Origin of the sequence: Amycolatopsis sp. NBC_01488, from assembly GCF_036227105.1 — a bacterium.
Taxonomy (GTDB): domain Bacteria; phylum Actinomycetota; class Actinomycetes; order Mycobacteriales; family Pseudonocardiaceae; genus Amycolatopsis.
The window spans coordinates 2,227,728-2,248,556 of the sequence record NZ_CP109434.1 but is presented as its reverse complement, the minus strand read 5'-3'; the positions used below and the strand labels follow the sequence as shown (position 1 = coordinate 2,248,556).

Annotated in this window: 21 protein-coding genes and 1 pseudogene; 14 read left to right on the top strand and 8 right to left on the bottom strand. The window is 70.0% G+C overall.

From position 1 onward, the window contains the following. Nucleotides 1-137: 137 nt before the first annotated feature. The 4 genes from OG738_RS10815 to OG738_RS10800 all read left to right on the top strand — a co-directional run bounded on the left by OG738_RS10815 (nucleotide 138) and on the right by OG738_RS10800 (nucleotide 4,620). On the top strand, nucleotides 138-497 hold the full coding sequence (locus OG738_RS10815; RefSeq protein WP_043791039.1) for a rhodanese-like domain-containing protein: 360 nt from the start codon (nucleotides 138-140) through the stop codon (nucleotides 495-497). A 2-nt stretch (nucleotides 498-499) separates the two neighbouring features. Then, nucleotides 500-1,522: a DUF4328 domain-containing protein gene (locus tag OG738_RS10810; protein ID WP_329053288.1), complete on the top strand. Its 1,023-nt coding sequence runs from the start codon at nucleotides 500-502 to the stop codon at nucleotides 1,520-1,522. 232 nt (nucleotides 1,523-1,754) lie between these two features. Then, complete coding sequence (locus tag OG738_RS10805; RefSeq protein ID WP_329053287.1) at nucleotides 1,755-3,395, top strand: DUF262 domain-containing protein; 1,641 nt, start codon at nucleotides 1,755-1,757, stop codon at nucleotides 3,393-3,395. Then, nucleotides 3,382-4,620: a type II toxin-antitoxin system HipA family toxin gene (locus OG738_RS10800; RefSeq protein WP_329053286.1), complete on the top strand. Its 1,239-nt coding sequence runs from the start codon at nucleotides 3,382-3,384 to the stop codon at nucleotides 4,618-4,620. The genes OG738_RS10805 and OG738_RS10800 overlap by 14 nt, the downstream gene beginning before the upstream one ends. A 79-nt stretch (nucleotides 4,621-4,699) precedes the next feature. Here the strand turns inward: OG738_RS10800 and OG738_RS10795 are convergent, their stop codons facing one another. Beyond that, nucleotides 4,700-5,290: a TetR/AcrR family transcriptional regulator gene (locus OG738_RS10795; RefSeq protein ID WP_329053284.1), complete on the bottom strand. Its 591-nt coding sequence runs from the start codon at nucleotides 5,288-5,290 to the stop codon at nucleotides 4,700-4,702. 91 nt (nucleotides 5,291-5,381) lie between these two features. Here OG738_RS10795 and OG738_RS10790 point away from each other — a divergent pair, with 91 nt between their 5' ends. From OG738_RS10790 to mca, 3 genes and pseudogenes are all read left to right on the top strand, one after another. After that, on the top strand, nucleotides 5,382-5,549 hold the full coding sequence (locus tag OG738_RS10790; protein WP_329053283.1) for a hypothetical protein: 168 nt from the start codon (nucleotides 5,382-5,384) through the stop codon (nucleotides 5,547-5,549). A gap of 134 nt (nucleotides 5,550-5,683) precedes the next feature. Further along, a complete protein-coding gene (locus OG738_RS10785) occupies nucleotides 5,684-5,923 on the top strand; it encodes a hypothetical protein (RefSeq protein ID WP_329053281.1) in 240 nt (79 codons plus the stop codon). After that, a pseudogene (mca, locus tag OG738_RS10780) lies at nucleotides 5,920-6,766 on the top strand (mycothiol conjugate amidase Mca). The gene OG738_RS10785 and the pseudogene mca overlap by 4 nt, the downstream one beginning before the upstream one ends. 142 nt (nucleotides 6,767-6,908) lie before the next feature. On the opposite strand, the gene OG738_RS10775 reads toward mca, so the two are convergent. Beyond that, nucleotides 6,909-8,075 (bottom strand): cytochrome P450, encoded by a 1,167-nt coding sequence (locus tag OG738_RS10775; protein WP_329053280.1) that lies wholly within the window; start codon nucleotides 8,073-8,075, stop codon nucleotides 6,909-6,911. A gap of 53 nt (nucleotides 8,076-8,128) precedes the next feature. Between OG738_RS10775 and OG738_RS10770 the strand changes: the two genes are divergently transcribed. The 4 genes from OG738_RS10770 to OG738_RS10755 all read left to right on the top strand — a co-directional run bounded on the left by OG738_RS10770 (nucleotide 8,129) and on the right by OG738_RS10755 (nucleotide 11,364). Beyond that, nucleotides 8,129-9,010 carry a DUF5926 family protein gene (locus OG738_RS10770; RefSeq protein WP_329053279.1) on the top strand — a complete coding sequence of 294 codons (882 nt, stop codon included), beginning with the start codon at nucleotides 8,129-8,131 and terminating at the stop codon, nucleotides 9,008-9,010. A 468-nt stretch (nucleotides 9,011-9,478) separates the two neighbouring features. Next, complete coding sequence (locus OG738_RS10765) at nucleotides 9,479-9,832, top strand: DUF952 domain-containing protein (RefSeq protein WP_329056649.1); 354 nt, start codon at nucleotides 9,479-9,481, stop codon at nucleotides 9,830-9,832. A gap of 198 nt (nucleotides 9,833-10,030) precedes the next feature. After that, the gene (locus OG738_RS10760; protein WP_329056647.1) at nucleotides 10,031-10,543 is read left to right on the top strand and encodes a SigE family RNA polymerase sigma factor; all 513 of its coding nucleotides are present in this window, start codon (nucleotides 10,031-10,033) and stop codon (nucleotides 10,541-10,543) included. Next, nucleotides 10,540-11,364: a hypothetical protein gene (locus OG738_RS10755; RefSeq protein ID WP_329053278.1), complete on the top strand. Its 825-nt coding sequence runs from the start codon at nucleotides 10,540-10,542 to the stop codon at nucleotides 11,362-11,364. The genes OG738_RS10760 and OG738_RS10755 overlap by 4 nt, the downstream gene beginning before the upstream one ends. A gap of 63 nt (nucleotides 11,365-11,427) precedes the next feature. On the opposite strand, the gene OG738_RS10750 is transcribed toward OG738_RS10755, so the two are convergent. The 3 genes from OG738_RS10750 to OG738_RS10740 form a co-directional block, all read right to left on the bottom strand. After that, entirely contained in the window at nucleotides 11,428-11,982 is a 555-nt protein-coding gene (locus OG738_RS10750) for a ferritin (protein ID WP_329053276.1), read from the bottom strand. Between the two features lie 150 nt (nucleotides 11,983-12,132). Further along, nucleotides 12,133-13,320 (bottom strand): arginine deiminase, encoded by a 1,188-nt coding sequence (locus OG738_RS10745; RefSeq protein WP_329056646.1) that lies wholly within the window; start codon nucleotides 13,318-13,320, stop codon nucleotides 12,133-12,135. A 40-nt stretch (nucleotides 13,321-13,360) separates the two neighbouring features. Further along, entirely contained in the window at nucleotides 13,361-14,173 is an 813-nt protein-coding gene (locus tag OG738_RS10740; protein ID WP_329053275.1) for a CPBP family intramembrane glutamic endopeptidase, read from the bottom strand. Between the two features lie 22 nt (nucleotides 14,174-14,195). Between OG738_RS10740 and OG738_RS10735 the strand changes: the two genes are divergently transcribed. Beyond that, nucleotides 14,196-14,657 carry a PPOX class F420-dependent oxidoreductase gene (locus OG738_RS10735; protein ID WP_329053274.1) on the top strand — a complete coding sequence of 154 codons (462 nt, stop codon included), beginning with the start codon at nucleotides 14,196-14,198 and terminating at the stop codon, nucleotides 14,655-14,657. On the opposite strand, the gene OG738_RS10730 is transcribed toward OG738_RS10735, so the two are convergent. Continuing rightward, nucleotides 14,649-15,443: a DUF2470 domain-containing protein gene (locus OG738_RS10730; protein WP_329053273.1), complete on the bottom strand. Its 795-nt coding sequence runs from the start codon at nucleotides 15,441-15,443 to the stop codon at nucleotides 14,649-14,651. The two genes, OG738_RS10735 and OG738_RS10730, sit on opposite strands and share 9 nt — an antisense overlap. Nucleotides 15,444-15,610: 167 nt before the next feature. On the opposite strand from OG738_RS10730, the gene OG738_RS10725 reads away from it, so the two are divergent. After that, a complete protein-coding gene (locus OG738_RS10725; RefSeq protein WP_329053272.1) occupies nucleotides 15,611-16,657 on the top strand; it encodes a hypothetical protein in 1,047 nt (348 codons plus the stop codon). A gap of 412 nt (nucleotides 16,658-17,069) precedes the next feature. Next, entirely contained in the window at nucleotides 17,070-18,284 is a 1,215-nt protein-coding gene (locus OG738_RS10720; RefSeq protein ID WP_329053270.1) for an MFS transporter, read from the top strand. On the opposite strand, the gene OG738_RS10715 is transcribed toward OG738_RS10720, so the two are convergent. Both OG738_RS10715 and OG738_RS10710 read right to left on the bottom strand, forming a co-directional pair. After that, nucleotides 18,281-19,018, bottom strand: coding sequence for a hypothetical protein (locus OG738_RS10715; RefSeq protein WP_329053269.1), 738 nt, complete (start codon nucleotides 19,016-19,018; stop codon nucleotides 18,281-18,283). The genes OG738_RS10720 and OG738_RS10715 overlap by 4 nt on opposite strands. A 1-nt stretch (nucleotide 19,019) precedes the next feature. Beyond that, entirely contained in the window at nucleotides 19,020-20,828 is a 1,809-nt protein-coding gene (locus tag OG738_RS10710; RefSeq protein ID WP_329053267.1) for a substrate-binding and VWA domain-containing protein, read from the bottom strand. Nucleotide 20,829: the final 1 nt, after the last annotated feature.

Below are 20,829 nucleotides of genomic sequence, written 5' to 3'. Positions count from 1 at the left end.
CCCGTTCGCCGTGTCGACCCCTCAATCACGCGTGATGCCCCTCCAATCACGCGTGATGCCTCCCGGATCACGCGAGATGCCCGGTTCCGCCCGGCGTACGTCCACCTCACGCGCGGGCAACGCCCTCACATGGCAGCATGGAGATCGTGGTGAGCCCTGCTGAACTGCCGACCGCCGAGGTCCGCGACCTGCCCAAGGACGGCCTCGTGCTGCTCGACGTCCGCGAAGACGACGAGTGGGCCGCCGGGCACGCGCCCGGCGCGGTGCACATCCCGATGGGAGAGCTGCCCGCCCGCGTCGGCGAGCTGGCCGACCTGCCCGACGACCAGCCGATCCACGTGATCTGCCGCAGCGGCGGCCGGTCCGCGCGGGCGGCCGCGTGGCTCAACCAGAGCGGCTGGGACGCGGTGAACGTCGCCGGCGGCATGGGCGCGTGGCAGCGCGAAGGCCGGCCGATGGTCGGCGAGCACCCCGGCATCGAACCCGAAGTGATCTAGCCTTGCAGCCGGGTCCGCCTCCGCCTCCTGGGTACTGGCCGCGCCAGGCCCCGCCGCCGAGCGCCCAGCAGCTGCAAGGCCGGACGCTGGCCACCCAGTCGGAGCCGTACCCGTACCACCGCCGTCCTCCGCACCGGCCGAAGCTGCGCTGGGTGGCGACCCCGCCGCCGGGCGCGTGGCCGCGTCGCCGGGTCACGCCGCCCGAGCGGTACTTCGGACCGCCGTCGTACCCGGTGCCGCCGCGCTGGGGCTTCCCCAACCTGGTCTGGCGCCGCCCGACTTCGGTGCCCGGCACGGCGTCGGACGAGGTCCGCCCGATGGACCGGATGCCGGTGCTGAGCCGCAGCCTGATCGGCGTCCTCTTCGCGTTCGCCGTCCTCGCCGTGGTCGCCGCCGGCGCGGAGGTCTGGCGCTACGTCCTGCTCCTCCAGGGTCGCGAGTCCGCGCTGAACCGTTCGGTGGTGGCGTTCTCCGACGGGTTCGTGCTCACCGCGGGACTGCTGGCCTCGATCCTCGCGCTGCTGCCCGCCGGGCTGTCGCTCTGGTGGCTGCTGGTCGCTCGCCGGGCGGCGGCGGACGTCTCGGGCGACGACCCGCCGCGGCCGGTGTGGCAGGTGCTGGTCGGCGTCCTCGTGCCGGTCGCGAACCTGCCGATGGCGCTGTCGATCGCCGGCGAGCTGGAGCACGCCGTGCTGGGCCGCCCGCGCGACGTCCGGCCGAAGCCGTCGCGGCAGGTCCTCGTGTGGTGGGGCGCCTGGCTGCTGAACTGGGTACTGCTCGGCGTCACGATCGCCTGGCGCTTCCGAAGCGACGTGCAGTCGATGGCCGACAGCGTCGTGCTGGTCGCGCTGACCGACCTGGCCGCGGCTCTGCTGGCGGTGGTGACCGCCCTGGTCGTGCGGCGGTTCTCGGCGTTGCTGGCGCCGTCGGACGCGAAGGCGGTGCGCTCGATGCGCGTGCTGAAGGTGGCGGGCGCCCCGGAGCCCGAGCTGCGCACGGCGCGCCCCTCCGGCGCGGCGCGTTAACTGCTCTCGCCGCCACCGTGAGCAGCGAAGGTTACCTTCCGTAACGCTCGCGTATTCTCGAGCATCGATGCCGAGAGGAGTCATGCGTGGTCGCGGTCACGGATTCGGTTTTCGAACCGTTCACCTATGAGAGGGCCAGTCTCGGTACAAAGGCCTATCCAGGCCGGACCGTGGTTACCGGAAACGGCGGATCGTCTGCCAGAGTGAACCGGTAAGGACAGGGAGGGGCGGCATGGCGATGACACTGGATTCCCGGCCGAGCGCGACCACACTGGACGTGGAGTCGCTGGTCAGCATGGCTTGGAACGGCAGGATCCGGGTGCCGACGTTCCAGCGGGACTTTCGCTGGGCTTGGGAAGACGTCCGACGGCTGTTCGACAGCATCGTCCGGGGGTATCCGATCGGCAGCTTGCTGCTCTGGGTCCGCCCGGCTTCCGCACAGAAGCTCCGGCTCGGAGCCCTGAGCATCGACGCGCCGGAGTCGACCGATGCCTCGTTCGTCGTCGACGGACAGCAGCGGATCACCAGCCTTGCCAACGCACTGAGCCCTGACGCGGAGGGAGATCCGCGGTTCGCGCTGTCGTACGACCTTCGTGAGCGGCAGTTCGTCCGGCCGCCGAAGAACGACGACCCGCTGGTGATCCCGCTGTCGGTGTTGTTCGACCTGCAGAAGATCCTCCTGTGGTTCAACAGGTATCCCGGCATCGCCGACCATCTCGAGTCGGCGAGTGCGATCACCCGCACCATCCGTCAGTTCCAGGTTCCCGCGTACCAGGTGAGCCAGGACGACCCCAAAGTGTTGCAGGACATCTTCGACCGGATGAACAACTACGGAAAACGGCTTACCCGGGCGGAGATCTTTTCGGCGCTCAACGCGCGCGAAGACAACAGCCAGTTCACCCTCGACCTGGTCGCCGATCACATCGCGACCGACCTCTCATTCGGGACCATCGATGGCAACACCGTGCTCCAGTCGGTCCTGGCCCGTCGAGGCACTGACGTCAAACGCGACGTGCGTGACGAGTTTTCGAAGCCGGGTGACGAGGGCCGGGACAAGGCGTACGAGGCAGGAGAGGCAGCGCTGCGGCGGGCCGTCACCTTTTTGCAGCAGGACGCGTCGGTTCCGCATTTCTCGGTGCTGGCCTACAGCTACCTTTTAGTCCCGTTGGTGCGTCTCTTCGCGCATCACCCCGATCCGGATCCGCGCAACCGGAGCCTCCTGCGTCGCTGGTTCTGGCGTGCGGCGGTCGCCGGTCCCCAGCAGTTCAAGGCGGGTACCGGTGACGCGGCCCGGCTCTTGTGCACCAAGGTCAGCTCCGACGACCTCACCGGTTCCGTGCAGGCGTTGCTGGAAGCGGTCGACCAGCCGAACCCTAAGTTTCCTGATCTGAGTGGATTCGCTACCAATCAGGCATCGACCAAAATCGTGCTCTGTTCGTGGTGGGCGGCCGGGCCGCGTAATCCGGAAACCGGAGAACCGTACAGCTTGCAAGATTTCGCGGCTGGTGTCGGCGAGAACAAGACGGCTCGCGACGCCGTTCAGTATGTCGTGCCGTCGGCGCCGAAGCCGTACCGCTCGTGGGCAGCCAACCGGGTCCTCATGCCGATCTTGGACGTCGACCCGGTGGAAGCGTCAGCTCTGCTTGTCGCCGGCCCAGATCGGACGGAGGTCCTGCAGTCCCACGGCCTCACCGAGGAGATCGTGAGGCTGCTTCGCGCCGGTGCGATTCCGGACGCGCTCAAGGCCCGGCAGGAACTGCTCGGAGTCAACTTGGCGATTTTCCTCGAGCGGAACTGTGAGTGGGGCTTGGAAAACACCCCACCGCTGGCCGACCTGGTTCTAGCCGACGAGAACGACGATGACGATGCATGAGTACCGGCACGGCGTGTGGCTTGGCTCCCGCCGAGTCGGCACGCTGAACCAGCGCGGTGACTACACCTGGTTTACGTTCACCGAGGAATACCTCGACGATCCTGGCCGGCCGGTGCTGGGGCTGGTGTTCGAGCAGGACGTCCGAGCCCGGCACGCCAACGCGCTCCGGGTTCCTGCCTGGTTCTCGAACCTTTTGCCGGAAGGGCGCCTTCGCGACTGGATCGCCGCCGATCGGCATGTCTCGGCCGACCGTGAGATGGAGCTGCTCGCGCAGGTCGGGCACGACCTCCCGGGTGCGGTGCGGGTGCTACCCGAGGAGACGGCGCCGGAGGGCTGGGATCCTGCCGCCCTGACGGTCAACCCCCATGGGACGATCGACTCCGGGCACGCCGGATGGCGGTTCTCCCTCGCAGGCGTCGGGCTGAAGTTCTCGATGATCGGGAAAGACGATCGGCTTACCCTGCCCGCACACGGGGAAGGCGGCGATTGGATCGTCAAGCTTCCCGACCGGGTGTTCGCGGACGTGCCGCTTAACGAGTACGCGATGATGTCAATGGCCGCGGCCGTGGGAATCGATGTTCCCGAAGTTCGGCTGGTCCGTCGGGACCAGCTCGACAACCTGCCACCAGGTGTATGGCCCGAGAATGAAAGTCTGGCTTACGCAATCCGCCGATTCGACCGGGACGATAGCCGTGGATCGGTCCACATCGAAGATCTCGCCCAAGTCCGCAACGTCTACCCGGATCGCAAGTATGAGGGGAACTTCGAGACCGTGGCGGCGTTGATCTATCGCCGCCACGACCTTTCAGCGCTGCGCGAGTTCGCCCGGCGACTTGCTTTTAACATCTTGATTTCCAATGGCGACGCACATTTCAAGAACTGGTCCCTGATCTACCCGGACCGACGCATCCCCACTCTCGCGCCCGCCTACGACATGGTATGCACGGCTGCCTATCGAACCGATGATGAGCCCGAGGACCTGGGGCTGAAGTTCGGAGGCACCCGACAGTTCACCCGGATTGCGGCCGGTACCTTCCAGCGACTGGAACGTCGGCTGGGTGCGGTCGGTGCGGGTCTGATCGACGTTGTCGGTGAGACGATCGACCGAGTCGAGGCGGAATGGCCGCGCTTCGCTTCGATTCTGGACAGCAACGAGCCGCTCCAGGCAGCGGTGGCCGCGAGCATCGAAGAACACGGCCGCTCGCTTTCGAGGCGCGTGTCCTGAAGCGGCTGCCACAACCCTGTCCCGCCGAGGTCATCCGACGACCAATTGCCGTCAAGTTTGCACCTGCCGGCGCGGCGCGCTAGTACTGGCCCAGCACGGGTTCCAGCTGGTCGAAGGCCAGTTCGGCGGTGGGCCACACCGCGTCGGCGATCCCTTTTTCGTCCTCGAGAGTCCGGTCGAAGACCTCCTGGAAGAGCACGCGCAGCACGGTGGCGAGGTGGGCGGCCGCGAGCACCGGCTCGAGGCCCTGCTCGGGGTGGCGCCGGATCAGCAGGTGCGTGAGGGCGGCCTCGCGCTCGCGGTGCATCTCGTGCAGGGCGTTCGTCAGGATCGGGCTCTCCTTGATCATCCGCACGAAGCCCGGGCCCGAGAAGCCGACCAGCGCGTGCTCGGCGCCCAGCGCCTCGAAGTAGAGCTCGCGGGTGTCGTGGAAGACGCTGTCGCGGACCAGGGTGGCCGGCCAGGCCGCGAAGTCCGCGCGGATGTCGAAGACCAGATCTTCCTTGCGCGGGAAGTGGTTCGTCACGGTCATCTTCGCGACCCGCGCCTCGGTGGCGATCTCCGCGATCGTCACGTCTTCGAAGCCGTTACGGATGAACAGCTTCGTCGCGACGTCGGAGATGGTCTTCCTGGTCTCGTGCTTCTTCTGGGCCCGGAGTCCCTTGCTCATGCGGGTCACCCTACTGGGTCGAACCCAAGTTTGTGCTTGACCCAGTGAGTGGGTCGAACCTAATCTGAGGTCTGACCTAATGTTCTTGGGGGTGGATGTGACTCTGGCAGCGGCTCGGCCCGACGCGGCGCTGTGGAGGCTCGGCGGCGTCCTGATCATGGGCGCGGTGCTGTCGATCCTCGACGCGACGATCGTGACGGTCGGGATCGACTCGATCGCCCGCGACCTGGGCAGCCCGGTGACGGCCCGCGCCGCATGATGCTGGCCGGTATCGGGATGTCGTTGCCAGGCACGGTGGCGTTCACTCAGCTCGGTTCGGCACCCAGCGGAGTCCTGCTGACGCTGTCGCTCCTGATCCGCGGAGTGGGCCTAGGCGTGGCGACAGCCCCAGGAATGACCACGCTGTACGGCTCCTTGGAGCGATCCCGGATCCCGCGAGCGGCAAGCGCGTTCAACGTGATCAACCGCGTCGGCGGCTCGCTGGGCACTGCGCTGCTGGCCGCGATCCTCCACCGCTCACTCACGCTTTCAGCGCCTCCCGCGGCATTCGGTACGACGTTCACTTGGGCCCTGGCGCTGTCGGCCCTCACCCTGGTTCCCGCGGCTTTCTTCCCTCGAAGGAGCACTCGATGACTTTCCGCCTCCTGAGCGTCCACGCCCACCCTGACGACGAGTCCAGCAAGGGCGCGGCGACGCTGGCCCGTTACGCGGCCGAAGGCGTCGACGTCCTGGTCGGCCACGTGCACCGGCGGCGAACGCGGCGACATCCTCAACCCGGCCGTGGACACCCCGGAAACCCGCGCCGACCTCCCGGCGGTCCGCCGCCGCGAGATGGCCGCGGCAGCCTCGATCCTGGGCATCCGCCAGCAGTTCCTCGGCCTGGTCGACTCCGGCCTGCCCGCCGAAGACGAACCACTACCCGAAGGCTGCTTCGCGGCTCTTCCACTCGATCAGGCTGCCGCCCCTTTGGTGGCGCTGATCCGCGAGTTCCGCCCCCACGTGGTGATCACCTACGACGAAACGGGCGGCTACCCCCACCCGGACCACATCCGCACCCACGAGGTGACGCTCGAAGCCTTCACCGCGGCTGCCGACCCCACCCGCTACCCCGGGACCGGCGAGCCCTGGCGTCCGCAAAAGCTGTACTACCAAGCAACTCTGAGCCGAGCGTGGTTCCAAGCGATCCACGACGCGACCCTGGCCGCCGGCCTGGAGTCCGGAATGGCCGACGTCCTGGCCGAACTCCCGACGGCGCCCCGTTTGCCCGTCACCACCCGAATCCGCTGCGAGTCCCACTTCGCCACGCGCGACCGCGCCCTCCTGGCCCACCAGACCCAGGTCGACCCCGCCCACCCGTTCTTCACCCACTCACGCGAAATCGAACGAAAAGCCTGGCCCCACGAGGACTACCACCTGGCCCACCCAACCCCACCAGCCGAACCCGAGACCGACCTCTTCGCCGGAGTAACCCCATGAACCCCGTGTCGCCCCTCCAATCACGCGTGATGCCTCCCCAATCACGCGCGATACCCCTTCAATCACGCGAGTTCCGGGTCCAGTCACGCGAGTTCCGGGTCCAGTCACGTGAGTTCCGCTCCGGATCACGCGAGACCCGGGCTCACGAGGTGACTCGAAGCTCCCGCAACCCCCGGATCACGAACTCCGGCCGCCGCCGCGGAGCCTCGGCGAGTCGCAGCCCCGGCAGCTTCGCCGCCAATGCGCTCAAAGCCGCGGCGATCTCCACCCGAGCGAGAGGAGCACCCACGCAGTAGTGGATCCCCAGGCCGAACCCGAGGTGCACATTCGGCGTCCGGCCGATGTCGAGGGTGTCCGGCGCGTCGAACACCTTCGGATCGCGAGCCGCGGCACCCAGCAGCGCGCCGATCTTCTGCCCCTCCGTAACGACATATCCGCAAATCGACACGTCTTCGGTCGCCGTCCGCTCGAACAGCTGCAGTGGTGCGTCGAACCGGATCAGCTCCTCGACGCACGAGTCCAGCAAGGAAGGAGACGCCAGTAGCCGTTCCCACTGGTCCCGGTGGGTGAGCAGCGCCGTGATGCCGTTGCCGAGCACGTTGACCGTCGCCTCGTGGCCGGCCATCAGCAGCAGCACCGCGGTCGCGACCAGCTCGTCCGGCGTCAGCTCGCTGCGCAGGAGGTCGCTGATGATGTCGTCCCCCGGCGACGAACCGCGATCCGAAGCGACCGAACGGACGTACGCCACGAACTCGGCGGCCGCCCGCTCGGCGGCGTCGCGACCCTCCTCGGCCAAGCCGTACTCGTACATCTTCACGATCGCGTTGGACAGCTCGACCATCCGCGGCCCGTCAGTGCGGGGCACACCCAGCAGCTCGGCGATCACCGCGACCGGCAGCGGCTGGGCGAGGTGCTCCAGGAGGTCGGCGCTGCCGTCCGCGGCGATCGCGGCCGCCAGGTCGTCGACCATCCGGTCGGCGAGCGTCGCGACCATCGGACGCAGCCGCTGCACGTGGCCGCGACCGAACGCGCCCGCGATCAGCCGGCGCAGTCGGGTGTGTGCCGGCGGCTCGTTCTCCAGCAGCGAGTTGCGGTGCAGCAGGTTGAACGACGCGAAGCGTTCGAGCGGCTGCGCGTCCTGCCAGATCCGGCCCAGCCCGCGGTGGCGCAACACGGCGGACGACGCCGCGTGCGACACCGCCACGGCCAAGCCGAGGCCGTCGTGAAAATGGACGTCGCCCTGCTCGCGCAGGGCGGCGAACGCCGGGTACGGGTCTTCCAGGAACGCGGGATCGCGGGGGTCGAACACGTCGCGAGACTAACCCTTCGATAGCGTTCCAAGCCGAGCCAGAGGAGGCAGCAGTGGGCAAGGGCGCGCGCAAGAAGGGTCCCAAGCAGGCGTCGGACCGCAAGCCGAAGGTGCGCGACGTCTTCGTCGGCCAGCCGTTCGAGGGACTGGCGGCGGAGCCCGAGCTGATCGCGCTGCGGGAGTTCGTGCCGTCCGCGACGGCCAAGCTGGCCCTCGCCGACGGCGGCGACGTCACCCTCGGCACGGTGCTGCCGATGGCCGCGGCCGCGTTCGTCCGCTCGGACGGCGAGCGCTACCTCGGCCTGCAGGTGCAGACCCGCTCGTCCGACATCAGCCGCGACCTCGGCCGCTCGCTGAAGTGGCTGCTGGACGCCAAGGAAGGCGACGTGCTCGGCGTGCCGGACACGACGACCCCGCCGTCCGCCGACGAGCACGCCCGCCTCCAGGACCTGCTGACGCCGGGCGCCGAGCTCGACGTCACGCTGCACAAGGACTTCGCCTGGTGGCTGCCGGAGGACGCGGACGCGACCGGCGACGTCGCGGTGTCCCTCGAGCGCGCGAACGCCGCGATCATGCCGACCGAGCGCCTGGGCCACGGCGCCTACTGGGTCCTCGCCGGTGAGAAGGCGCACCTGCGCTGGGTCCGCCCGGAGCCCGAGAACCTGCTGCTCCAGGCGCTGGCCCGGCTGTCCGCGGCCGGCGAGCTCGGCCTCGGCGAGGGCTCCCGGTACGCGGGTTCGTTCCGCGCGCACGGCCTGCTGGTCCCGGTCTGGGACCTCGACCCCGAGGCCCACGCCCGCGAGTGGGCGGACGCGAAGGACGCCCTCGGCACCCGCCTCGAGACGGCCCTGAAGTCCCTCGACGCCGAACCCCTGAACGCGGCCGAGCGCCGCGCCCGCGACGGCCTCATCGGCCGCCAGCTCACCCTCCGCTGACCAACCGGGCCGCGTCGAAGCGGCCCACCCCGCCGCCGAGCATCCCGCTCGGCGGCGGCTCTGGTCCGGTCCGCGAGCAGCTCCGCCCCGCGCGGCTGGCCAGGCGTGGGCGCCGTCGTGACGACCGTCCGACGGGGCAGCTCACCCGGCCTTGAGCGAGCCTTTGTGACGGCAGCTTCGATCCGCGACGGCGCACTCGCGGCAGCTCGCCGGGCTTTGAACGAGCGGTTCGCTGCGGCAGCTTCGGCCGCCAAAGCGCCAACGCTGACCGCGCCGGGCGAACCCGCGACAGCCGTCGGCGAAGACCCGAAATCGGCCGCCCCGCGCAACCCTTTCAAGCGTCGTCGAAAAGCGCCGGTCCACCGGTCCGCCCCGGTCACCGGAAACCCGCTCGATGAGCGTTCAACCAGGCGTTATGTGGTGTACGAGACACCGCCGTCGGATCGTCGTGGTGGGACCATTCTCCGCGTGATACTTCACATCTGTGGGGCGGCCGACTGGGCCGAAGTGGGCGAAGGCGGCGAGTACCGGCCGCCGTCACTGGGGGATGCCGGGTTCGTCCACTGCTCCGACTTCGGCACGGCGCACCTGCCTGCCAACGCGCTCTACCGGGGCCGCACCGATCTGGTGCTGCTCGAAATCGACCCGGCCAAGCTCGACGTTCCCGTCCGATGGGAAGACGGCGCGCCGCCGCATCCGGCCGGGGTGTGGTTTCCGCACGTCTACGGCCCGATTTCGCACGCGGCGGTCGTCGGCGTGCACGAGTTCGGCGAGGTGGACGGCGGCGGTTTCCGGCTGCCGGACTCCCTCGCGCACCGCTGACGTGGGCATCTCGACCCGCCGGGAACCGGGCGGGAACGCGGGCAACCTGAGGGGGCTGTGATGCGTGTTCAGGAGGAAAGCGACTCGGCTTCTGGCCATCCGACCCCGATGGGAGGCGATACGGTGACCGCTGCGGCACCCGTCTTCACCGGGGGAGATACCTGGGTGACCAGTGCAGGCCGAGGGAGGGCCGCGACGTTGCCGGGTGAGCTGGTCGACTTCGGCGACTTCGTGCAGGCCACCCTGCCGGGGCTGCTGCGGTACGGCCACGCGCTCACCGGCAACCCGCACGACGCCGCGGACCTGGTGCAGACCGTGCTGGAGAAGATCGGTTCGCGCTGGACGTACGTGCACGAGAAGACGGGCGACCCGCTCGCCTACGTCCGCCGGTCGATGGCGAACGCGCACGTCAGCCGCTGGCGCCGCACGCGCCGCGAGAACCTGGTGGCCGACCTGCCGGACACCAGCCCGCACGTGCCGGACGACCCGTTCGAGCATGAGCCGCTGTGGCGCGCGTTACGAACGCTGCCGCCGAGACAACGGGCCGTCATGGTCCTGCGTTACTACGAGGGTCTCTCGGAAGCGGAGATCGCCGGAGTCCTCGGCATCACGCAGGGCACCGTGAAGAGCCAGGCCAGCAAGGCCATCGCGTCGCTGCGGATGAAACTGACCGCGGCCGACATCCAAGGCGAAGGGAGTGACGCGGGTTGAACATCTCCGAGGACGAGCTGGAGCAACGCCTGCGCGAACTGTTCGCCGACGAGCGGCTGGACCTGCCGCCGCCACCGGACGCCGGCCCGACCATCGTCGCCGGTGCGCGACGGCGTCGCCGCCGTCGCCAGGGCGCGTTGGCCGTGGCCGGTGTCGCGGCCGCCGTGGTCGCCGTCTCGGGTGGGCTCACCATGGTGCGCCTCCACGCCGAGGACGGCACCGCGGTGATGTCCGCCGACGGCTCTTCCCTCAGCGTCAGGCCGCCCGAGAACCTCACGGCCGGGCGGCAGCCCCAAGCCTCGGTGCCGGGACCGACCAGCACCCAGGACATCGAGGTCTCGGCGCCTCCGGCCTCGCCGACGTCGAAGGCCTCGCGGCCGCCGTCGGCCCAGTCGCCGTCGAAGCTGCCGCACGTCCTGAGCGGGCCGCTGCTCGACCCGGACGGCTTCGGCACCATCAAGCTCGGCATGTCCGAGACCCAGATCGCCGCCCAGGGCGTCACGCTCAGCGACGCGCAGGTCGGCGCGAGCTGCACCGTCTACACCGCGCACGGGAGCGGCGTGCCGTCGAACGCGACCGTCGTGGTCTCGAAGGCGGTCGGGCTCACGGTCGTCACCCCGGACCAGGCGGCGCACACCGCCGAGGGCATCGGCGCCGGGTCGACCAAGGCGCAGGTGCTCGCCGCCTATCCCGGGGCGAAGGACGAATCGGGTGGCGTCGTCGCCCCGGCCACCGCCGCCGCCGACTACCACTTCCGGCTCGACGACTCCGGGGTCGTGCAGACGAGCCTCATGAGCGTCAATCAGGACTGCGCCGGCTGAGCGCCGGCGACATGCGGAAACCCGGGCTGTCCACAGGGGGAGAGCCCGGGTTTTCCGGTTCGATCAGAGTGCTCCGCCGGCCACCGGCGGCATTCCGGAGTCGCGGCCACTGTCGCCGACGGACTCGCGGTACAGGTGGTTCTCGACCTCGAACAGGTTGCCGTTCGCGCGCTTGACGACGTTCAGCAGCGTGCTCATCTGGGAGATCTCTTCGACCTGCTCCTTGAGGAACCACTGCGTGAACTGCTCGCTGATGTAGTCCCCTTCGGCGCGCGCGGCCCCGGCCATCGCGGAGATGTCGGCCGCGACTTCCTTCTCCTGCTCGAGCGCGAGCTCGATGACCTCGGTGACGCCGGTGAATTCGTTGCGCACCTCGCCGGTGCCGGGGATTTCGACGTGGTGGTCGCGGTCGAGCATGTACTGCACGAGCGCCATCGCGTGATTGCGCTCCTCGACGGACTGCTTGTAGAAGTGCTTCGCCAGCTGCGGCAGGTCCTCGGCGTCGAACCACACCGCGAGCGCGATGTACTGCTGGGACGCGTTGAACTCGTTGTGGATCTGCGCCTGCAGCAGTTCGTAGAACTTCGAGCGCGGTTCTTTCTTCTTCGTGAGGGCCATGCAGACCAGAATAGATCAAGATTGGCGGAATGGCCACCGGGGACTGGTGATCTCCACCCTATTAGGGTTACCATTCCTAAAGAAGACTCGCCTAATTTAAGTAAGCCTTCCCTAAATGCGTACGGGCAATTTAGGGAAGGCTTGCTTCGTTTATCGGAGGGGTTCGCGGCGGATCGGGCAGGACATGCACCGCGGACCGCCGCGGCCGGAGCCCAGCTCGGACCCGGTGATCGGCAGCACCTCGATGCCGGCCGCTTCGAGACGCTCGTTCGTCTCGACGTTCCGTTCGTAACCCACGACGACGCCCGGCGCCAGCGCCAGCGTGTTGTTCCCGTCGTCCCACTGCTCGCGCTCGGCCGTCACAGGGTCGAGGCCGGTATCGATGACGCGCAGCCGGTCGATCTCCATCGCCTCGGCCGCGGCCACCAGGAACGGCGCCGGGCCGGCCACCTTGACGCCGCCGTCGCCGGTCGGGCGCAGCGTGAACGCCGTCAGCGAGTCGCGTGCCAGCGGGTACATCACGACGGCGTCGGCGTCGACCATCGTGCACACCGTGTCCAGGTGCATCGTCGCGCGGGACTGCTCGATCGGCACCGCCAGCACGGTGTGCGCGATGCCGTCGGCGAACACCGACCGCGCGAGCGACTCCGCGCCGGCCGCGGTCGTCCGCTCGCCGACGCCGATGGCGAGCACGCCCGGCGCCAGCAGCATCACGTCGCCGCCTTCGATGGGCGCCGAATGCGCGCCGTACGCGCGGGCCGCGTGCCGGAAATACGGGTGGTAGGCGTAGATCAGGTCCAGCACCGCGGTCTCGCGGCGACGCGCGGGCATGGTCAGCGACGAGATCGCGACGCGGTCGGCGATCCACGCCGACGAGTCGCGCGTGAACAGCAGGTTCGGCAGCGGGTCGACGGCGAAGTCGTGCGGGTGGTTCATCATCCGCACCAGCGACGCGCCCTCCGCGGACGGCAGCTCCTCGAACGTCATCCCGGCCATCAGCACCTCGGCGAGGCCGGCCGCGTCGACGCCGGAAAGGTGCGAACGCAGCGAGTCGGCCAGGTCGCCGCCGAGGCGCCGGTCGTCGACCGCGGCGTGGACGCCTGCCGCGTGGGCGCGGTCGTCTTCCAAAGCCGTTCGGAGGGCGTCGGCCAGCAGCAGGACGTCGACGCCGCGGTTGCGCAGCACCTCGGCGAACGCGTCGTGCTCGGCCTGGGCCCGGTCGACCCACGGGATCGAGTCGAACAGGAGCTGGTCGTTGTTGCGGGGCGTCAGCCTTTTGAGCTCGTTGCCGGGCCGGTGCAGCAGCACCGCGCGCAGGGGTCCGACTTCGCTGTCCACCCGGGGAGGTGTCGTTTCGTCGATCACCCCCCGAGCCTAGTCAGGGCAGCCAGGAAACGTGCCCCTTCAACAGCGCGTATCCGACGAAAGAAACGAAGTCGAACAGCGTGTGCGCGGCGACCAGCGGCCACAGCCGGTTCGTCTTCTGCCACAGTCGCCCGAACACCAGTCCCATGACGAAGTTGCCGACGAACCCGCCGAAGCCCTGGTAGAGGTGGTACGACCCGCGCAGCACGGCGGCGCCGACCAGCGCGGTGTTCTCCCGGACGCCGAGCTGACGCAGCCGCGTCAGCAGGTAGCCGATGACCAGCACTTCTTCGGCGAACGCGTTGCCGAACGCCGACAGCGTCAGCGTGATCGGCCGCCACCACGTGTCGTTCAAAGTGGACGGTTGCACCGCCAGGCTGAAGCCCAGGTGGTAGGAGATGAAGTACAGCGCCAGGCCGGGGACCCCGATCAGCGCGGCCAGGCCGAGCGTCAGCAGCGCGTCGCGGCCGGGGAACCGGCGGTCCAGCCCGACCTGCGCGATCTTGATCCCGGCGCGCCACAGGAAGTACAGCCCGAGCGCGCCCCAGCCGACCAGCTGGGCGGCCGAGAGCAGCTGCTTGAGCAGGTCGATCAGGCTCGCCGCGGCCTGCGGGACGTTGAGCTGGACCTGCTGCTGGGCCAAGGGCGTCGGCTGCAGCAGCGAGTCCACAAGGGACAGCAGGCTGCGCACGCCGGAGAGCCCGAGCGTGATGCCGAAGACGATCAGCAGCTCGATCTTGACCGCCCGGCGCTCCCGCGGGTCCTCGATCGCGCCGGGGAACTCGGGACGGGCCGGGGCCAGCCACGATCGCGCGGTGAACGTCATGTGCGCACGCTACCTTCGGGGTATGCCGAGGAGCATCGCCACCAACGAAACCGTCGAGCGCGCCGCGCTCGTCGAGTTCCTGTCCACCCGCCACCGCGCGATCCTGATGGCCACGAAGGCCGACGGGAGCCCCCAGCTCTCGCCGGTCACCTGCGGTGTCGACGCCGAGGGCAGGCTGGTCGTCTCGACCTACCCGAAGCGCGCCAAGGTCGTGAACATCAAGCGCAACCCGAAGGTCTCGGCCTGCATCCTGTCCGACGAGTGGAACGACCAGTGGGTCCAGCTGAACGGGACGGCCGAAGTGCTGGACATCCCGGACTCGGTCGAGCCGCTCGTGGAGTACTTCCGCGCCATTTCCGGCGAGCACCCGGACTGGGACGAATACCGCGAGGCCATGATCAAGCAGGGCAAGAGCATCATCCGCGTGACCATCGAGAGCTGGGGTCCGCTGGCCAAGGGCGGCTTCCCCGCCGAGCTAGCCTGACGCACCCCGCAGGAACGGGCAGCCGACCAGCCGCCGCAGCTCCATCGCGAGCTGCGGCGGGCTCTCGACGGACCTCGAGAACGCCAGCCGGACGTCGTGGTCGCCCGCGTCGGACTCGACGCGCAGCCGCAGCCCGAACCGGTCGAGCCCGAGCGGGCGGATCCGGCCGCCGCGCAGCTCCGCCGGCAGGTGCTTGGCCAGCTGCTCGACGACGTCGGAGTGGTCGCTTTCCAGGTGCCGCAGCCACTGGGCCTCGTAGTCGTGGAACGGGTCGGGCGGCGCGGCGCTGAACATGTGGGGGCGCAGCGAGTGCGTGCCCTCGGCGTCGGCGAGCACGAGCGACGCCGGGGTGAGCCGCAGCAGCGTCACGCCGTGGCCGACGTCGAGCAGCCGTTCGTCCGGCCGCGCCTCGGCGATCGCCACCGCCCGCGCGCGGGCCGACACCGGCGAGAGCGGCCGCAGCCAGCCGGTGATCCACAGCAGCCCGCGGATCGGTTCCCGCAGCTCGACGGGCGCCTCGTCGGCGAGTTCGACCATCACGGCCAGCTCGCCGCGCTGCGTCTGCTTGGCCGCGTCGACCATCGGGTGGTCGTCGGGCAGCAGCACGCTGACGCTGCCGCTGGGGTGCACGTGGTGCAGGACCGGGACGACGCGCTCACCGTCGAGACCGGCGCGTTCGCAGGTCGGCAGCACCGACGCGGGACCGCCCCGGGTCGCGATCGTCTTGGCGCGCTCGGCGGGGTTCGGCGCCGGCGGGCGGCGGATGGATGTCGGTGCCTCGGTCACGGCTAACCTCCTACTTAGGCGAGCCTAACCTGAATTCGGCGGTCTGGGTAGTCGCTCGATTGCGGTCCGGGTCACGCGGCCGCTCCGCTGAACGGAGCATCCGGTAACGCCGATGTGCAAATTCCCGAAAAGGCCGGTGACCAGTGTCGACACGGTGGGGGCTCCGCGTGCAGATCATCCCGGTTCCCGAGCGCGTGCCCGCGTTCGAGCTCGACCCCGCGATGCCGTCCGGTGCGCTGCCGATCTTCGGCGAGTACCTCGACCGGATCGGCCGCAGCATCGCCAACCAGCGCCTGCGCGCCTGGCCGTTCGTGCTGCTCGGCGTCACGCAGTTCTTCACCGGCACGGGCATCGCGCTGCCGGTCTCCTTCGTCGCGCTCTTCGGGTTCTTCGGGGTGTACGCGCTCTACCAGGGCTACGAGCGCGTGCCGGAGAAGCGGCTGAGGCGCGAGCCGTTCCGGCGGGTCGACATCGCCGCGGACGGCCTGGTCGCCGCCGGACGCACGGTCGGCGTCCGGCTGCCGGACGGCCGGTGGCTGCGGATCCGCCTCGGCGAGCCGTACCGGCTGCTGCTGGCCGGGCACCGCCGCGTGTGGCTGCTGGGCCAGGGCCCGAAGGTGTTCGTCGGCTTCCCCGGCGTCGTGACCGTCCGCCGCGCGCGGGTCCACGACGGGCCGCCCGCGGGAGCCGTCCCCGTCCAGCCGGTGGCGTGGTCGGTCTCGCCGCGGCTCGACCCCGTCCTGGCCGCGCACCGGCGGCGGATCGCCCGCGAGCCGCTCACCGGCGCCGCGTTCCTGCTGGTCCTGGCCGGGTTTTCGACGTGGGTCCGGTTCGACTTCCCGGCAGGTGACGGCGCCGCCGCGTTCGTCGTCCCGGTGTTCACCGGGCTCGCCGTCGCGGGACTGCTGGGCGCCGTCGTCGCCGTGGCGCTCTCGGTCACGAGCCGGCGGCCGCTGCCGGACCACTGGACCGAACTGCGCGCGGTGCTGGACGGCCCGGTCCGGATGAGCGGTCACGGCGCGGCCAGGTTGAGCGGCCTCACGATGCTGGCCGACGGAACGGTGATCGCGTTCCGCCTGCCCAAGGCGGAGCCCTCGATGGCGGCCAACATCGCGGCGACCGGACGGCTGTGGATCGCCGGAGTCCCAAGGCCGGGCGCGGCGATGACGGGCGTACCGGGCTACCCGGTGTTGGGCACGGTCTGGCTGGGCTGAGCCCAGCACGGCCGCCACGCGTCCGCCCTTCTCGAGGTGCCTCCGCAACGCGGTCGGCGCCGGGTGCGTTGTCCCGCCGCCAGACCGGGTAATGCCGGTACACCAGCGCCGTCGCCGCAACGACTTGTCCCGGATGACTCTTGGCTGGGACAGCACGCCCGAACGCTTGACAGCTACTCGGCACCAGCGGTGTTGCAACCCATGCCAATCGCCAGGGGGCCAAGACATCCCCCGCCGCTCCCAGGGGGGCGTCCCCGGCTCCAGTCTATCGGCGGGGTGCGACAAGAAGCCGGGAAACCGCCCCCGCGCCCGAAGTTGTCCACATTCGGCGGTGGTTGTGGACAACCCTTGCGGCGCAAGCGGTTCCGCGTGGCTGGTTGCTCCGGCCGTCGATCCTCGCTTTGATCTCACGGTGATGCGTGGGCGGTCGCTGGGGCCGCGGTTCAGATGGCTCTGGTCGGCCTACGCGGTGAGCGCGTTCGGGACCTGGCTCGGGTTCGGGGCCTTCCCGATGCTGGCCATCCTGGTCCTGCACACCGGGCCCGCGGCCGTCTCCGCGCTCGCCGCCGTCGGGCCGGCCGTCGGTGCGCTCGTGGCCGTTCCGCTGGGACCGTGGGTCGACCGGCGGCGCAAACGGCCGGTGCTGGTGGCCATGGACCTCGTCCGGTTCGCCGCGCTGGTCAGCGTGCCGGTCCTCTACGCCCTCGGGTCGCTGAGCTTCGCGCAGCTCCTCGTCGTCTCGGTGGTCGTCGCCGCGGCGGACATCACCTTCACCTCCGCGAGCGGCGCCTTCCTCAAGGGGCTCGTGCCGCCGGAAGACCTGCTCGTCGCGAACGGCCGGTTCGAGGCGACGAACTGGACCGCCACCGCACTCGGGCCGCCGCTCGGCGGGGCGGCGTTCGCGCTGCTGGGCCCGGTGACGTCGGTGGCCGCCAACGCGGTCAGCTTCCTGCTCTCCGCACTCGGGATCCGGGCGATCGGCGGGGACGAACCCCGCCCGCGGCAGGGCACTCGCCTGCGCGCGCGTGATCTGCCCGACGGATGGCGCACGATCCTGGCGCATCCCGGGCTACGGCCGCTGTACTTCAACGTCCTGCTGTTCAACGGCCTGATCATGGGTACCGAGCCGCTGCTCGCCGTGCTCATGCTGAACCAGCTCGGGTTCACGCCGTGGCAGTACGGGCTCGCGTTCGCGGTGCCGTGCCTGGGCGGGCTCGCCGGTTCGCGGCTGACCCCGCGGCTCGTCGCGCGGTTCGGGCGGCACGCCGTGCTGCTGACGTCGGCTGCGCTGCGCGCGTGCTGGCTGCTCGCGCTCGCGTTCCTGCCGAGCGGCGCCGGCGGGCTCGCGTTCGTGATGGTCGTCGAATTCGGCCTGATCGCCTCCTGCAGCGTGTTCAACCCGGTGCTCGCCACCTACCGGCTCGAGCAGCTCCCGGCGGACCGGATCGCGAGCACGCTCTCGGCGTGGTCGGTCAGCACCAAGGCGTCGATCGCCGCGCTGACCGCGCTCTGGGGCGTGCTCGCGAGCTTCACCGGCCCGCGGGTCGCGATCGGCGTCGCCGGCGTCCTCGTGCTGGTGACGCCGGTGCTCCTGCCGCGCCGAGACCGGACGCCGGTGGCCGTCTAACCCAGCGACTTCCGCGTCGCCTGCTCGGTTTCCAGCACGCCCTGCCGGATGCCTTCCAGCTGGTCGCTCAGCTCGCGCACGGCGCCGGTCTCCACCGTGACGTCCGTCGTCGCCGCGGTCAGCTCGGCGACGCGCGCGACCAGGCTGTCCAGGCCGAGTGCGCCCGACTGCAGCTGCGCCAGCAGCTTGTCGCGCGCCCCGGACAGCCGCGCGTGGACATCGGCTTGGGCCTGGACTGCCGTCAACGCCTGCTCCAGGTCGCTGCGGACCTCCTCGCGCGCCGATGCCATCGACTGCTCCAGCCGCCGCCGCTCCCGCGTCACGGCGTCGAGGTCGACGCGGGTCAGGGCCTTCCCGGTCGCCGACGCGCGGCCGGCCAGGCGGCGCAGCGTCGCCAGCGTCTCCTGGACGACCGGCTCCATGTCCGCGACACGGTCGGCCAGCGGACCGGCGTCGAGCGACGCGCTCAGCGAGGCGAACCCGTCGGCCGCAGCCTCGGCCCGGCGCAGCCAGTTGTCCTCGGCGGACCCCGCGGAGACGTCGAGCATCCGCGCTGCACGCCGTTCGGGCTGAGGCTCACGGCCGAGCGACGCCACTCCGGCGCGGGCGGCCAGCACCGCAATGCCGATCAGGACGGCGACGAGCACCGGCAGCTGGACGGCCCACGCCACGCCGGCCGACGTGGCGGCCAGCAGCAGTCCCCACGGTTCGGCGAGCTCACGGGCGAACTTCATGTCAGAAGTTGGAGATCACGGAGGTGAACACCTGGTTGATCGAGTCCGGTTTGGACGAATCGTACTCCGATCCCTCGGTCGACTCGGCGATCTGCTTGAGCACGTCCTGGTCGGCGTCGCCGCCGTAGGCGATCGTGAACAGCCGGACCGTCTCGGCGTTGCCTTCGGGCCGCAGCTGCGGCAGCAGGTGGTCGAGGTCAACGCCGCCCGAGTCCTCGTTGCGGCCGTCGGTGAGCACCACGACCGCGTTGATCGCCGTCGGGTCCAGGTGCGTCTTCATGTACTGGTACGCGGCCAGGGACGAGTCGTACAGCCCGGTGCCCGCCTGCGGCGTCAGCCCGCTCAGCCGGCTAGCGAGCGTCTCCTTGCCATTGGCGCCGAGTGCCTGCGCCGGCACCAGCTCCTGGTAGTCCTTGTCGCCGTCGAGCTGGGTCGAGAACTGCCACAGCCCGACCTGGTCGCGGGGCACGAACTGGCCGAGCGAGTCGATCGCGGCCTGCTTCGCCAGGTCGATCTTGCTCTTGCCGGTGCCCTTGACCTCGTCGCCCATCGAGCCGGAGACGTCCACCACGAGCAGCACGTTCGCCTTCTTGCGCAGCTCGGTCCACGTCGTCAGCAGCTTCGCCAGCACCGACGGCGACGGCGGTTGCAGGAAGCTGATCTTCGCGTCCGGCTGGACGCCGTTCGCGGTGGTCGCCTGCGGGCCGGGCTTGCCGTCGAACGACCGGAAGCCCAGTGCGGCGAACTTCTGCTGGGTCTCCGGCCCGCGCAGGTAGCCGAGGAAGTCCGCGGCGATCTGCTTGCGCGTCGCGTCGGCCCAGTTCAGCGTCACGAACGGGTGGTCGGAGTTGAGCGTGCCGTCCGCCGGGTAGATCGCGACGATCGGCACCTTCGGCGGCGCGTGCTGGCCGACCTTCGCCGGGTCGTTCGTCGGGTTGCCCTGGTTGTAGCCGATCAGCGAGCTCTCCTCGACGGTCACCGCCGAGATGTAGGACAGCGCCGCGCCGCGGTCGTCGGCCTTCTGCAGGTTCGTCAGGAACGTCAGCGTGTTGTCGCCGTAGTGCACGATCGCCTGCTCGAGGTTCGAGACGAACTGCTTGGCCGCGGGCTTCTCGAGCGCGGCCGCGGTGAGGTCGGACGACGTGCCGGTGGCCGCGTAGTACGCGCCGATGGTCGCGTTCAGCCCCGCGGTGGAGATGTTCGGGTTCGTCTTGCCCAGCCGGAACTTGCCCCACTCCGGGTGGCCGTACTTCGCCCAGCCCGCCGGGTCGGTGGCCAGCGCCGTGATGTCCTTCCAGCCGAGCGGCTTCGCCGGCCAGCCCAGCGCTTCGGCCATCGGCTTCGGCATGGCGATGGTCAGCGGCGAGTTCGCGATCGACTGCGGGTCGCCGTCCGGCACGATCGACGCCGAATCGCCCTTCGCGTTGACGCGCAGCAGGTTGACCCAGCCGCTCGCGGCCGGCGTCCAGACGTCCGGGCGCGGCCCGTCGGTGGCATCGTTCCAGCCGTTCGCCAGCGCCTGCATCGCCACGCCGGACGACTTCGACTTCACGATGACGTCGACGCAGTGCCCGGCGACGGTCCGTCCGGAGTAGGCCTTCGCGGCTTCCTGGACGATTCCCACCTTTTCCGGGGAAGAGGCGACGTTGAGCGCGACGGCGTCCGAGCCCGTGCATTTCGGCGCGTCCGCTTCGTCACCCGAACTGCTCGTCCAGTACCGGATTCCGACGATCAACCCGGCGGCGACCAGGATCGCGGCCAGGAACGGGAGAATCTTTCTCTTTCGCCGTGCTGGTTGGGAATTGATCATC

Coding starts and splice junctions, on each gene's coding strand:
- OG738_RS10815 (WP_043791039.1), top strand. CDS start 138: ATGGAGATCGTGGTGAGCCCTGCTGAACTGCCGACCGCCGAGGTCCGC.
- OG738_RS10805 (WP_329053287.1), top strand. CDS start 1,755: ATGGCGATGACACTGGATTCCCGGCCGAGCGCGACCACACTGGACGTG.
- OG738_RS10800 (WP_329053286.1), top strand. CDS start 3,382: ATGACGATGCATGAGTACCGGCACGGCGTGTGGCTTGGCTCCCGCCGA.
- OG738_RS10795 (WP_329053284.1), bottom strand. CDS start 5,290: ATGAGCAAGGGACTCCGGGCCCAGAAGAAGCACGAGACCAGGAAGACC.
- OG738_RS10785 (WP_329053281.1), top strand. CDS start 5,684: ATGACCACGCTGTACGGCTCCTTGGAGCGATCCCGGATCCCGCGAGCG.
- OG738_RS10750 (WP_329053276.1), bottom strand. CDS start 11,982: ATGGCCCTCACGAAGAAGAAAGAACCGCGCTCGAAGTTCTACGAACTG.
- OG738_RS10740 (WP_329053275.1), bottom strand. CDS start 14,173: ATGACGTTCACCGCGCGATCGTGGCTGGCCCCGGCCCGTCCCGAGTTC.
- OG738_RS10735 (WP_329053274.1), top strand. CDS start 14,196: ATGCCGAGGAGCATCGCCACCAACGAAACCGTCGAGCGCGCCGCGCTC.
- OG738_RS10715 (WP_329053269.1), bottom strand. CDS start 19,018: ATGAAGTTCGCCCGTGAGCTCGCCGAACCGTGGGGACTGCTGCTGGCC.
- OG738_RS10710 (WP_329053267.1), bottom strand. CDS start 20,828: ATGATCAATTCCCAACCAGCACGGCGAAAGAGAAAGATTCTCCCGTTC.